Here is a 13,331-nt window from a genome sequence, read left to right on the forward strand (position 1 = left end):
CCCAGCCTGCATGGTGAATCACATCGCGGCCGCGTCGGGAATCCCTAACGATTCAAGTTGGACGGTTTCCGCTCTAGTTCCGCGAGCTGGCCCGGCGCTTCCTGTTTCAGACCGTCCATGACGTCGAGCTGATGCTGGACCGTGAGCAAGCCGGGCGGGACGCGAGCCCTACCGCTGCGGTGATCGGCAGCCGATCTGTCAAGGCGCCCCGAGCTGCGGCGAGAGGCTATCATGCAGGCAAGCGGATCGTTGGCCGCACGCGGCACATTGCCGTCGATACAGACGGCCGCCTGCTGATGGTGAATCTGACCACGGCCGACATCTCGGACAGCGCCGGCTCGTAGACGATCCTGAATGCGATCCCCAAGCGCTGGCTTTGGATGATCACCTGTTCCCGGACGGCGCCTATGATCGGCTCCAGCTGATGGATAAGACGGCCTACCTCAAGTTCGTCCTGGAGATCATTCGCCGCCGCGATGGCGCCAAGGGCTTCGAGGTGCAGCTGCGCCGCTGGGTCATGGAGCGGACCTTCGATGGGATGACCCGCTGGCGTCGCCTCGTCCGCGGTTACGAACGCCGGATCGACGTGTCGAAAGCCATGATCTTCGTGGCCCTGAGCGGCAATCTACTCCTCAGAAACGCTCACCGGTGAGTTCTCGAACAGGCTCTAAGACAAGACAGTCGTACCAATATGTCAGGAGACAGCCATGGCCGACATGTGTTTCGCACGCCAGCCATCGAAGCTTTCGCGCGCTCTATCGGTCAGGAGCGACGCAAAAACGTTCGGATCACCGGCATAGAGGCAATGCCGCATGACGGTGAAGGGATTGAGCGCGGTGCCGTCGGGGCGGGCTTCGAAATCCGTCTTATACCGCCGAACCTCACCGATCGTCTCCCGCAAGTAGAAGTTGAACTTGCCCCGGCTGATGTCGGGCTTGAGATCAATAACCTGCTGCGTGAAGCCGTCCACCTTGTGCGGCTCGAAATCCTGCCCAGGGAAAAAGTGCTTCGCGATCCGTAACAAGCTGAAGGCGTTGAGCGGTGCATATCGACGAGGCGCAGCATCAACGACAGCTTCCGGCTCGGCTGGGACAGCGGCCGACTCTTCCTCGATCTCGGCATAGGCATCGGTCCGCTCGATCTCCTCGGCCGTCCCGTCGCGAATAGCGCGGAACTCTCGATCAGCCAGTTCAAACAGGGCGGCGAGCGTGTTTATGCGCCGTTTCAGGCTGTTCGGGATCGACTTCTTATATTTAATTTTGTGATCAAGAATGCTCCAGGCATCCTGAACGACTGTCCGAATCTGAAGTTCAAACGGGTAGTCGGCATAGGCAGCATATTCCTTCAGCGCTCTTCGGTTTTGGCTTAGGCGTAGATCGAGATGCAGACCTTTATATCCGAACGCGTCTGCCGTTCCTTCAATCTGAGCTGTCTTGTCGGTAACACTCAACACGTCGAACTCGCCCGATATGAGAGCCTTCACCCGATCGACATCATCCTCGTAGAAACAGACAATACGCAGCCCGATCAGATCGGAGATGTGGTCGCGAATGGCATAAGCCGTCTTGGTAGTTTCGAGCCCGGTTTGATACTTCAGCCGGAACTTGCTCAAGCATTCGTCATGTTCCTTGATCCGCCCCTCGACCTTGGCGCCCGCCATCGCTGGATCCGTGGCGAGGAGGGAGCGTATCATGGTGATGAAGGCGTTCCGGGCCGCATCCATCGTATTCCCAGAGGCATCGTAGAAACCGCGAAAGACGAGTTTCTCGGTTTCGTAATCCTGCGACGCCATGTCACCCCCCCGAGTGTTTCTGTGATAACCCTACGTTGTCCACATCCAGAGCTTGAATCACAATATAGCCAATCCCTAAAAAGGCTTTTTGAGATTGTCTCTGGATGCGGCAGCAGGCAGACCTTGAGCTACATAGACGCAATTAGTTACTACTTGTTCATCCGCCGGCTCAATTTCAACCACCACTAGCGGCTCAATTTGCTGCTGCCCTTGATCAACACTCTCATTTCTCAATTCAAAACCGAAGGCTACGCTGAGTCCTCATAGACTCACAGGCTTCCGGTTTGCCACTGATCATGGGCGTAGCGACGACGACGAACTATGAACTACCAGTAGGTTGGGCTAGCTGCCCGAGGCGGCGCGCTCGGCCGCCGCTTCATCCTGCTCCGCTGCCGCTTTATCTGTGCCAGCATCAACAACCTTCGATGGAACATCGGGAAATGGGGACAGTCCCGTTGGCTCGACTGACACGAATTCGTCGCTCAGAAGCGCCATCCTCTTCGCACCAATGTAATCTGCAAACACCCCAACGACCGCCTTCGCCTCAATGCTCAACGCCATTAAGTCGGATCGGCGGCGCATGTGCGACCTTGCCTCAAGCTCCCGAGCGACTGGAAAGAGCAGTGCAGCATTTTTTTCAGCAGCGAAGAAATCGGCAACGATCTCGGCACGCACATTGGAGAACATCTGATCGAGAGCGTCGCTCGTCTGCCGGGCCAAAGCCCGACCGTTTTTCACCCCCTTCGAAATCACCGCAAGAACAGTTTCGATACTGCTTTTCACCCGGTTGTCACCCGCGTCACCAAAGGTAATTCCAGCATGGAGGAGCTTGTGCCGGACGGGAGCCTCCTCAAAAGCAAGCTTCTCCAGCGCTGCATCCAGCGCCATGCTGGCCAGCGCAGCCGACAAAAATGCACCGCGTACCGCCAACTCGCGATGCTGGGGCCGAGTCTGTGCGCGTTCCGCGAAGAAACGGAATGAGCCAATTGCCTTGTTAAATGCGGGATAAGGAGCCAAGCTGACGACGGCCGACTTAGCGGAGGCGATCTGCCTGATCCAGTCGCCGTCCTGCTTGTGGCTCTCATAGGTCTGGATGTTGCTAATGAATTCCTCCAGGCTGAGGCGGTCGTGCAGAACGTCGCCGCCGCTCCACCGGCGGAGAAAGGCGCCTGTCAATAGGGCCACCTTCTGCTGCTGGGCAAAACGGGTGACCTTGGAGCTTGTGTCCGTCGTGGTCACAATCGCGCGGTCGGCACCCAGGGCGAGCTGCATACCGCGCGCCCACATGATGCGTTCGAAAGCTTTTGGCGACTTCTTGTCTTTGACGTCGATGAGCGCCCGAGTCCGCACTCCACCGCCTTGTCGACCATATAGCCACACGTCGACGTCCGTGACCTCTTCGTCCTCGAACTGTATTGAGACGCTGCGTATAGCCAAGAAACCCTGCCGGGCGAAGAACGCCCGCGCCAGTTCCTCCAAGCCCGCTCCTTTCGGGAGTGCCATCAACCCCCACTCCTTAGTCGGTCGAGAGCATCGTGGATAAAGCGACGATCGGCAATGTTGTTCTTAGGGCGTATCTCGATCCGCGCGGCATCGGGACCTTTGAAGGTGCGGGCGGGAGAGCCGTCCATGACTACTGCCTCCTGGGCGGCAGAAACGCCTCGGACAATGGTCAAAGCTAGTTCGCCGACGTCCTTCTTGAGTAGCCGCATAGTGAACCGGCCCGGGCTCCTCTCCGTCGTCTCGATCACCTGCCGCGCTTCAAGCTCGCGATAGTCCTCACCGATCGCACGCACACCACGATTACCGACTTCCTCCCCCATGACCAACTTGCGGATCAACGCCTCGGGCATAGTGATCCGTCCTCGGACGTTGTGGCTCCGCGTCTGTCCATAGGTCAGCGACGCAAGAAGTGCCTTGGCGTCGTCTATGGGGTCCTCCTCGAAGGGCCGACCAAACTTTTGGAAGTCGGCCGGTGAGGAGATGTAACCAACTGACTCGGTAGCGTTGCTCACCTCCATACGGTCGAAGATGCCGACGCTGACGAGGCGGATGTAGAGGTCTTTGCCGAGCAACCTCTCGACGTCGGCGTCGTAGAGGGCACCCTGATTTGTCAGCTTCTCCTGCACCTCCGTCATGCGGGCGCGTTCGGCCGGCTGGAGCTGCTCAAGGACGTAGAACGCCTTCTGAGCGTACTTGCCATCACGGAAGGTGTGGGAGTTAAACAGGATGCCTCGGCCGCGCTCACCCTCTTCGTCGATGAGTGCTGTCATTCTTGAGAGGTCTACAAGCGAGGTTGCATCGGCCGCTTTCAGCTTATGAGTGTCGGCGATGTATTCTTCGGCCTCCGCCCGCTTAACCGGTTTCTCGGAGACCCGTTCGGAAAGATCAATGATGGCCTTCTCGTCACCAGTAGGACGCTGCTCCTCAAAGATCTCGGCAGTCGCCTCAAGCACGGCCTGTGTAGTTGCGCCCAGAACGGCAATGGACCCGTCCTTTGCCACATCAATTCGTCCGGCCTCCTTGAGAACTTGAAGGCCGACCTGCCGCGACGACTTCTCGATGCCGTTCAGCTGGCACGCATTGGCGATGATCTGCTGCGAGATGGTAAACGTGCTCGCCTCGTCGGAATGACGGCGTAGCAAGTTGTACAGCCTTCCAATCTTTCCCGAGTAGGATATATTTTCAAGTCGCGCGGCACCTGCGCCTGAGTAACCGTCTAGACTCCTCGACTGGGCGAGCAACCACGCGCCCTTCGTTTTCTTCTCCATTGTCTTGTGCTTCCCACCGCTCCCTCTTGGTTGATGAGCGTAGTGTCTTGTCGATGCGAATGCTAGCCATTGCCTATGCCGCTGTGGTTCAATCGGCAAAGAGACCTGTTGGTATTGGCGCGGCCGAGAGCTCAAGAACTCCGGCAAGCACTATGGCAGAGCGGTCGTTAGCAATAGCTGCGTGAGCAAGCCACGATTCCCTCGTAACATCAGTAGGTTAGCGTCGGAGACCACTTGGAACGTCAGCTGTTTCCTCCGGGTGGCGTCAGTGAGCGCGAGCCGGCGTGGAAGGGGCCCCTTCGTCGCCGTCACATCTTCTCCAGATCTTGATATCGCACCATTGATCCGAGGCACCCTCTTAGTCGAGCGCTGCCAGCCGACGCCGTTGGAGGTTGTCCTGCTCAGGCTTTCGTCAGCCGTGCCGCCGCCGCCCCTACACTCGACGCGCGTCGAGCTGTTTCCTTGTCCGCTTTTTGGAGCCAACCACCTTGACCGTCCCACGGAAGCAACGCCTGTCGAAAGCTCCTAGCCGTGGCCGTCCGGCAAAAATTGGCCCGCCACCCACTTCCTCAACAGGACCGAGCGCCTTCGTGGAGTTGTTTTGTTCGGCAGACCCGCCGGAGCTGGCAAAGAATGCCGGGCGCAAGCTATCGCCGGGCTTTGCTGGCTTTGTGGAAGTTTCGTCGGCCTTGAATGACGCCTTCAGCGATTACGCAAACGCTTCAGCCATGCAGGCGGACGACAGCCCCGCAGGCGAACGCCGCCGCTGGTGCACCGCCTTGGCCAGAGGCTCTAATGATCTCGGAATGGCTCTCGGCTATGCTGAGCTGTCCGGAGAACTTCATGCTGCCGCTTTCAGCGCCATGGACTCGCTCGAGAAGGGATGGCCGAGGTATCCTGAGGACCAAGAAGCGGTCGAGTATCTCAGGCGGCTGCTGATGGTCGCGGTTCCGGACAAGTTTGCTGCCAGCGGCGGTCTCGGGAGCGAGCCCGACCTCAAGGCCTGTTGGATGGCCTTGCTCGGGCGACTTGGTCCGGCGCTTGCCGCCGTTGCCGCCGTTGCCGGTTCTTCGGCTCGCGCTTGGAGCTCGGCGATCGCACGCGGCGGCAGCAACCGCGATCAAGCGCGCCGCCACCTGATCAAGATGCTGGTCGACATCTTCACTCAGCTGTTTGGCCAACCCCCCGAGGCCGCGCCGGGGAGCGGTGGATTCAGGTGGTTCTCCGCCACGATTGAGATGGCCGGGAACCGTGCTGCCGTCCAGCGGGACGGCATGGTCCTGGATAGGACGGACGAAAATCAGGTTCTTGCCGCCGCTCTTGAGGCAATACAGGCGCTAGCCAGCCACATCGTGGCGCCCTCCTATCAGCTGCAGTCGCGGGGAACCGGCAAGCTAGACCATTGGCTGCGTGAGGCGATCAATGCTGGCAACGCTCATCGTGCCCGGGCAGCCGCGCCGTCGCCGGCAGCGCCGCTGCGGTCGACCCGCGGATCGAAGCCGAAAAAGCGCGTTTGACTCGCGGGACGACAGCCACCGCGTCCGTCCGCAATTAGTCGCCCCCGGTCGCAACCAAGCTCACGCGACCGAAGGAGATGAACGATGACGGACAAGTCGGCGCCCGTCGGCGTCAACCACATCAACATTCAACATGCCCCGGCGTCAGCCTTGATGGAGAAGAGGAAGGACGGCGCGGTCGTGCACGAGCCTACCGCAAGGACGCCGCTGCCAAACGCCTTTGCTTACACCGTGCCGGACTCCTGCCGCATGGGCGGTTTCGGTCGCACGCTCCTCTACAAACTTGCAAAGGAGGGTCGGCTTCGGCTGCTGAAGGCCGGCGGCCGAACGCTGGTGTGCGGCGATAGCCTTCGCGCCCTGATCGCCGGGAGGACCGCATGAGGCCCGCGATACCGAACTTTGCGACCGTGAACCGGGCGGCGCTGCCCCACTTGGAGGCTCTATGCGCCCGATGGCTAGGCGGCGGTCGACGCATTGGCGCGGAATGGACATGCGGCAGTTTGCAAGGTGAGCGCGGGGCCTCCTGCAAGGTCAATCTGCGCACCGCCCGCTGGTGCGAATTTGCCACAGGCGAGAAAGGCGGCGATCCCGTTAGCCTTGCCGCTGCTATTCATCGCCTGCCACAGGCGAAGGCCGCGCACCGTCTGGCGCGGATGCTTGGCCTTGACGGCGAGGAGCTGCGCCATGGATGACGGCATGCTCATCGATCCATTCGCTCCCCTAGACCTGAGGGACCAGGGCGAGGCACTAACCTCGCAGGCCACACTTGCGAAGTGGTTGCCCGAACTGCCGGCGCCAACCGAGCCGCCAGAGGCCGAAATGATAAGACATCAAAGCCACGGCTACGCAAGCGCGCGATGGATTTACCGAGACGGTGAAGGTCGGCCGCTTTTTGCGGTAGCATGCTTCAACAAGCCTGACGGTCATAAGGAAGTGCTGCCATACACCTATGGTACATTCATCGGACGACGCGGCTGGCATTTCAAACTCCCACCAGCGCCCATGCACCTCTACGGCCTGGATCAACTGGCTGCGCGGCCGAGCGCGCCCGTCTTGTTGGTGGAGGGCGAGAAGGCCGCCGATGCGGCAGCGGCACTGTTCCCCGACCACATCGCGATCAGCTGGCAGGGCGGCGCGCAAGCCGTGGCCAAGGCGGATTGGCTTCCGCTCGCGGGTCGTGCTGTCACCATCTGGCCCGACAATGACGCGCCGGGCGCAGACGCGGCGACCGGGGCCGCGAGGCTGCTACGGAGCAATCTTGCGGTGCAAGCGCACGTCGTGGAACTGCCATCCGGCTGGCCTGAGGGATGGGATTTGGCTGATGCGCCGCCTCCCGGAGTATACACTGAGACGTTGCGGGCAATGCTGGTGACCGTGGCGCGATACATTGTCGCTTGGCCACCAGGGTTCTCGATGCGACGCGAAGGCCTGTTCTGGCAGCGCGACGACCCGGAGAAAACAGACTGGTGGCTGGCAGCGCCGTTCGTCGTCGAGGGCGAGATCCGCGACTCAGGTGGCGACGGCTGGGGCCTGCTGTTGTCCTGGCGCGATCGCGACGGCCGTCTCCACCGGTGGTCGATGGAGCACCGGGCGTTGATCGGGGAGTCCAGCGCTGTTGAAGCCGAACTAATGCACCGGGGCCTGTCCATTGCAACGGCACCAAGCCACCGGGCGAAGCTGCGGATGGCCCTGGCCGCAGTCAGATCTGAAACGCGCGTCACGAGCGTGCCTCGGGCAGGATGGCAGCGCGGGCCCAGCGGCTTGGTCTACGTGATGCCGGACGGAGAGGTGGTTGGGGAGACCTGTGAACGGGTGATCCTTAATGCAGGGGCGATTGAAACTCCGGACGTTGCGGCTGTCGCTGGCACTGTCGAAAGCTGGCAGGCGGAGGTCGGTGCGCCAGCCGTGGGTAATGATTATCTTGCACTGTTTCTCGCGGCTTCCTTCGCGGGGCCCCTGCTCGATGTGACGGGCGATAAGTCTGGCGGCTTCCATCTGTTCGGCCGTTCGCAGACCGGCAAGACGACGCTGTTGCGATGCGCCGCAAGCGTCTGGGGACCGCCAGAGATGGGCGCGATGCTGCGGTCGTGGCGGGCTACCGCCAACGGGCTTGAGGCCACCGCGGCAGAGGCATCTGACGCCCTGCTGCCTTTGGACGAAATCGGACAGGCGGATGGTCGCGAGGTCGCTGAGGTGGTCTACCTGCTCGGCAACGAAAGCGGCAAGCGCCGCAGCAACCGCGACGGCTCCGCCCGTCGCAGCAAGACGTGGCGGTTGATTTTCCTCAGCACCGGCGAGATGGACTTGGCCGCCAAGCTCATGGAAGCCGGTAAACGCGTCATGGCAGGCCAGGATGTGCGTATGGTCAGCATGCCGCTGCCGAGGGATGGTTTGGTTGCCGGCAACCTGTGCGGCCATGCAGACACACAGGCGCTGTTGGTCCATCTAAACGAGGCGATAAAGAGGAACTATGGCAGTCCCGCACGGGCATTCATCGCCGCATTGGCGCGAGCTCGGGCCGAGGATGCTGCTGGAGTCGTCGCGGCTCTCGCTGCAACGCGCAGCCGGTTTCTGGCGGCGCATCTGCCGGCGGGGGCCGACGGGCAGGTGGTGAGCATTGCCCGGCGGTTCGCGCTGGCAGCCGCGGCCGGCGAGCTAGCTGCCGGCTTCGGGGTGCTCCCGTGGCCAAACGGTGAGGCAGAGCGCGCGGCTGGCTCCTGTTTCCGCCAATGGCTCTCGCGGCGCGGGGGCGCTGGCGCGGCAGAGGATACGGAGGCGCTGGAGCGGGTGCGACACTTCATCGCGCTGCACGGCTCTAGCCGCTTCGCAACGCTAGTATCGATGGGGATGGGCGTTGAAGAAGAGGCAGATCCGCATCGCACACTATCGAACCGAGCAGGTTGGCGAAGGAAGGACAGCTCTGGCCGCTGGGAGTATCTGATCCAGTCCGAGGTTTGGGCAAAAGAGGTTTGCGCTGGCGCCGATCCGCGAGAGGTGGCGCGGGCGCTGAAGGCGTGTGACCTGCTGCTTACGGAAGAAGGCCGACTTACGAGCAAGCAGCGTATTCCGGGGTACGATCGCCCCCGAGTATATCGGGTCGCGGGCGGTATTTTAGACGGCCGGGAGGCAGAGCCATAACCCAAGGCTACTATAGTCCGACGTCGGTGGCCCCGGTGGCCCTACCGCTGCTTGCGTGGATGGGGCCACCAAAAGATCAGGCCATCCGCCGTTGGCCCCGCCTGTCCCGGCTGGCCCCTATCTTTTGGGCCGACCGGCTCAGACGTCCTTTCATGCTGCTCACAAACCAACCAACCGCCTCCGGATTGACAGTCACATTCACCCCAAGGCAGGTTCGGACCATCTGTCTCAAATCAGTCTCAGTTCTAGATTTGTCTCAGTATCAGGTGAGACAACAATCACAGCCGCCGGGTCGCTTTGAGGCGAAGCGTGTGCACCACGTCCCGCAATCGGCGGCGGCTTAGCGCCATTGCTCCAGGTTCAACGCGTGCGCGCGACTGATGAACGACGACCTGAGCCTTCCAGGTGCAGTGGAGCAAGGGCTTCTGTCGATCATGTCGACGACGATGGTCCCAATCGCCATAGGAGATAAGATGGCGGATCATCATGCAGCGTTCTTCCTGGTGGCTATGTTTGCAAGATGACAAACCCGACTCGTTCAAGAACGGCTTCGCCCCGACCAGACTTCGCTGACGTTCCCGATGCACGGCGCCGGAACCTCGCCGCCGTCAAAGCAAAGGACACGAAGCCTGAGCTCCTCATACGGCGCGGCCTGTTCGCAATGGGCTACCGCTTTCGTCTGCACGACCGGCAGCTCCCGGGTCGCCCCGACATTGTGTTCCCGGGGCGTCGGTCCGCTGTTGAGGTTCGAGGATGCTTCTGGCACCGGCACGGATGCGCGAATTCGGTCGTCCCGAAGACTCGGACCGAGTGGTGGACGCAGAAGCTCGATGGAAACGTCGAGCGGGATCGTACCAACGCGATCTCCCTGGAAGCGGCCGGGTGGCGTCTCCTGGTAGTCTGGGAGTGTGAGGTCCGACAGAACCTCGGAGACGTGCTGGGACACATCCGCGACTTCCTGGCAGCGCCAAGACCTCACGACAAAGTGAGGTCAAGTTAGCCCCCACATCCATGACGCTGGTGGGACTCGGCGCGCGTTGTATAGCAACGGGGCTCCCAACCGGGAGGGTTCGAGGGAGGGCGTCCTGTATGGACACAAGAGTTAGTCCCGTTGTGACGGACCCATTGCTGGCAGGAAAGGTCCGGCGCCTCGCCGATGGGGGTTCTCCTCGCGTGCTTGATCTGTTCGCGGGGTGCGGTGGCATCTCCCTCGGTTTCAGGAAGGCAGGCTTCGAGATCTCTGGAGCCATGGAGATCGACGCGCTCGCCGCCCGGTCGCATGCGCGAAACTTCCACGGGACCGACTCCGAGCAATTTGAGCTCCACGCCAATCCCCGGGACATCACGGCTATAGAGCCTGACCAGCTATGCGAGGAGCTGTTGCTCGGCAACGTCGCCGAGGCGGTGGACGTCATCGTGGGTGGACCTCCGTGCCAAGCGTATGCCCGCGTTGGGCGTGCGAAGCTGCGCGAGGTCGCTGAGCATCCAGAGGCGTTCAAGGTAGACCCACGGGGCAACCTCTACCTTCGCTACATCGCCTACATTCGAGCATTTCGTCCATTGGCCCTCCTCATGGAGAACGTCCCGGACATCCTGCACTTCGACCACCACAATATCGTGGACGAAATGGTTGAGACGCTTGAGGGCCTCGGATATGTGGCTCGCTATAGCCTGATCAACTCGGCATTCCACGGCGTGCCGCAAATGCGAGACCGAGTGTTCCTAGTTGCCTTTCGTAAGGAGCTCGGCATCCGGCCGCGCTTCCCGAAGGCGACGCACCACATGAAGCTGCCGCCGGGCTATGCCGGGACCCGGGCCGTAGCCCTGCGCTACGTGGACCTGCTTGGCGGGGCGGGTTACGTGCAGCCCGACCTTGGTGACGAGAGCCTTCCCTTCCCGGTGACAGCCGAGCAGGCTATCGGAGACCTACCGTCTATCCAGGGTGACAGCGTCCGGCGCGGTGCGCGGCGGTGGGGGCCTGAGATGAGGGTGGGATACCGTGACACGAACGAAATCAGCGCCTATGCAGCGATGATGCGCCAGTGGCCTGGTTTTGAGAGCAACGGCGGGGTAGAGGACCACGCCATCCGCTACCTGCCACGCGATGGAAACATCTTCCGCGCCATGCCTCCGGGTGCCGAATACCCGGAGGCGCATCGTGTGGCGACGCGCCTTTTTGAGAAAGAGGCGGCAAAGCGCAGCCTGACGCCCCGGATGAAGGCATGGGCGGAGCTCGAGCGGGGGATGGTCCCTCCTTACGACCCATCAAAGTTTCCGAACCGGTGGTGGAAGCTCCGCCGGGACCACCCTGTGCGGACGCTGATGGCGCACATCGGAAAGGACACCTACTCGCACATCCACCACGACGGGGCACAGGCCCGAACCATCAGCGTGCGCGAGGCCGCCCGGCTGCAATCTTTCCCCGACGGGTTTCGCTTCGAGGGCACGATGAACCCTAGCTTCCGCCAGATAGGGAACGCAGTCCCGCCTTTGATGGCGGCTGCCATCGCTGAGACGATGCGTGAGGCACTGGAAAAATCCGTCGCCTGTCTCACAGTGCCCTCATCCGCCGTCGTGGCGTAGCTAGGCGGGAGCGTCGGCCGCTTCATCCTCCTCGCCCAGGGCCGCGGCCAGCACCACAGGCTCCGACCAAGTTAGCCCGTGCGCCGCGACCTGAACTGAGAAGGCATCGGCAGCCACGCCCGCCGGCATGGCCCTGTCGTGGGTTTCGATCAGTGCCCTGGCGAAGTCGCGGATGTCGCCGGACCTCCGCATGAACGCGCCGTCGGTGGTGATCCCGTAGACCCGCCAGATGTAGTAAGGCACGTTGCTCTCGGCAGCCTCAAACCCCTCGCCAAAAGAGAGGTGGAAATCGCGCTCGAAGGCGCCTCGAGTTGCCTTCACGTCGAGGACATACTCAGCATCCCCGAGTGCTCCACCATGATGCCTGATCCGGAAGTCGAATGGGCTGTAGGCATCGACGCGAGAGGTCCAAGCGAAAGAGAACTCGCCGCCAGGATTTTCCAGGGCCGCAAAGTGAGCGTTCACGAGCCGTTCACCGTCGTCGCCTGTCTGTTCGGCGGCCTCTCGCGCGCGTTGGCTCTCATGTCGGGAGACGGGCCGGGTCGCGCGGCGCCGGCGTATCATACGCAAGCCGCGAAAGCCCCCCAGCGCTGCCTCCTCAAGAGCGGCCTCAATGTCTGGGCTCACAGCGAAGGTTGTTAGTGGATGAGCGTCGCCACAACCTGCCGCTTGAATAGCAGCTTCCACCTCACCCAGGGTGATGGGCGCCATACTCCTGCGGGCCACGTATGGCGCGAGCGCAGCATAGAGAGACGCATCGACAGGCTCATCCCTGGCGAGGAAGACAATGGTTACCCGCTCCGGCAGGCCTCGACCGTCGAATGCCATTACCGCAAGGTCGTGGCGCTGAAGGTGCGCGAAACGGTCCGGCTGTTCCCTAGGGTCGTGCATTGTTTCACCGTTCAGGCGCCAGTTCTTATAGCTGTCGCCTTTGGTGATGCTCCGGTTCATCCGGAGCGCGGGCGCAGCAGCCGGCCCGAACACGGTGATCGGGACCGGTACCTCGCCACCACGCGCCGCGGTCAGGGTCTCGATGTCTGGATAGAACAACTGGACGAAGACGTCGGCGTTCAAGTTTATGCACTTCTGACCAGTTCGGTTGATCACGCCGAAGAACCGGTCGAGCAAGGTCAGATCGCTCGCGGATAGGCTCTTTATTGCAATAAATTCTGGCACAAATACATCCTTTGACTGCAGGCAGCCGATACAGCGCGCTTGTGTTGAATCTAACTTCGCATCGAAATCACCTTGAACCCTGTTGACCGCACTGGACCGTCCCGCACACGTTCCCGCTACCTCTTGAGGAAGCACTAACCGAAACACAGCACATCCGGATAGTGAAATCGCCCATAAGAGAGACCGCACTAGAATAAGCGATGTCTAGATTGCAATAAAGTTTTCTACAGATAGTTCTACCAGCAGACTTTGTACTGCTGCCACTCCTGTGTCGTCTCCCAACTGACTTCGTCACATGGGACCAGCGGCGCTTGACCCTGGTCACGAGGCGGCTTGGCCAACTCAAGCTTCGGA

Annotated in this window: 11 protein-coding genes and 1 pseudogene; 7 read left to right on the forward strand and 5 right to left on the reverse strand. The window is 61.4% G+C overall.

All coding sequences use genetic code 11. The features are described from left to right. Positions 1-77: 77 nt before the first annotated feature. Positions 78-652: pseudogene (locus FE263_RS17065) on the forward strand (transposase); the annotation flags it as partial. Between the two features lie 42 nt (positions 653-694). On the opposite strand, the gene FE263_RS17070 reads toward FE263_RS17065, so the two are convergent. The 3 genes from FE263_RS17070 to FE263_RS17080 form a co-directional block, all read right to left on the reverse strand. Then, complete coding sequence (locus FE263_RS17070; protein ID WP_138327257.1) at positions 695-1,792, reverse strand: GTP pyrophosphokinase; 1,098 nt, start codon at positions 1,790-1,792, stop codon at positions 695-697. Between the two features lie 342 nt (positions 1,793-2,134). Then, a complete protein-coding gene (locus tag FE263_RS17075) occupies positions 2,135-3,271 on the reverse strand; it encodes a restriction endonuclease (protein ID WP_171034167.1) in 1,137 nt (378 codons plus the stop codon). A 23-nt stretch (positions 3,272-3,294) separates the two neighbouring features. After that, complete coding sequence (locus FE263_RS17080) at positions 3,295-4,563, reverse strand: hypothetical protein (RefSeq protein ID WP_138327259.1); 1,269 nt, start codon at positions 4,561-4,563, stop codon at positions 3,295-3,297. 590 nt (positions 4,564-5,153) lie between these two features. Here FE263_RS17080 and FE263_RS17085 point away from each other — a divergent pair. Together FE263_RS17085 and FE263_RS17090 are read left to right on the forward strand one after the other, a co-directional pair. Continuing rightward, positions 5,154-6,080 (forward strand): hypothetical protein, encoded by a 927-nt coding sequence (locus tag FE263_RS17085; protein ID WP_138327260.1) that lies wholly within the window; start codon positions 5,154-5,156, stop codon positions 6,078-6,080. An 84-nt stretch (positions 6,081-6,164) separates the two neighbouring features. Then, positions 6,165-6,461, forward strand: a complete 297-nt coding sequence (locus tag FE263_RS17090; protein WP_138327261.1) for a helix-turn-helix domain-containing protein — start codon at positions 6,165-6,167, stop codon at positions 6,459-6,461. A gap of 74 nt (positions 6,462-6,535) precedes the next feature. On the opposite strand, the gene FE263_RS22185 is transcribed toward FE263_RS17090, so the two are convergent. Beyond that, complete coding sequence (locus FE263_RS22185; RefSeq protein WP_171034168.1) at positions 6,536-6,766, reverse strand: hypothetical protein; 231 nt, start codon at positions 6,764-6,766, stop codon at positions 6,536-6,538. Here FE263_RS22185 and FE263_RS17100 point away from each other — a divergent pair. From FE263_RS17100 to FE263_RS17110, 4 genes are all read left to right on the forward strand, one after another. Continuing rightward, on the forward strand, positions 6,765-9,218 hold the full coding sequence (locus tag FE263_RS17100; protein WP_138327263.1) for a DUF927 domain-containing protein: 2,454 nt from the start codon (positions 6,765-6,767) through the stop codon (positions 9,216-9,218). The genes FE263_RS22185 and FE263_RS17100 overlap by 2 nt on opposite strands. 380 nt (positions 9,219-9,598) lie before the next feature. Next, a complete protein-coding gene (locus tag FE263_RS22190) occupies positions 9,599-9,742 on the forward strand; it encodes a hypothetical protein (protein WP_171034169.1) in 144 nt (47 codons plus the stop codon). Continuing rightward, entirely contained in the window at positions 9,739-10,218 is a 480-nt protein-coding gene (locus tag FE263_RS17105; protein WP_138327264.1) for a very short patch repair endonuclease, read from the forward strand. Before FE263_RS22190 ends, FE263_RS17105 begins: the two co-directional genes overlap by 4 nt. A gap of 173 nt (positions 10,219-10,391) precedes the next feature. Next, positions 10,392-11,801: a DNA cytosine methyltransferase gene (locus FE263_RS17110; RefSeq protein ID WP_205880427.1), complete on the forward strand. Its 1,410-nt coding sequence runs from the start codon at positions 10,392-10,394 to the stop codon at positions 11,799-11,801. Here the strand turns inward: FE263_RS17110 and FE263_RS17115 are convergent, their stop codons facing one another. Continuing rightward, positions 11,802-12,977, reverse strand: a complete 1,176-nt coding sequence (locus FE263_RS17115) for a DUF3883 domain-containing protein (RefSeq protein WP_138327266.1) — start codon at positions 12,975-12,977, stop codon at positions 11,802-11,804. Positions 12,978-13,331: the final 354 nt, after the last annotated feature.

The organism is Lichenicoccus roseus (assembly GCF_005844085.1).
GTDB lineage: Bacteria > Pseudomonadota > Alphaproteobacteria > Acetobacterales > Acetobacteraceae > Lichenicoccus > Lichenicoccus roseus.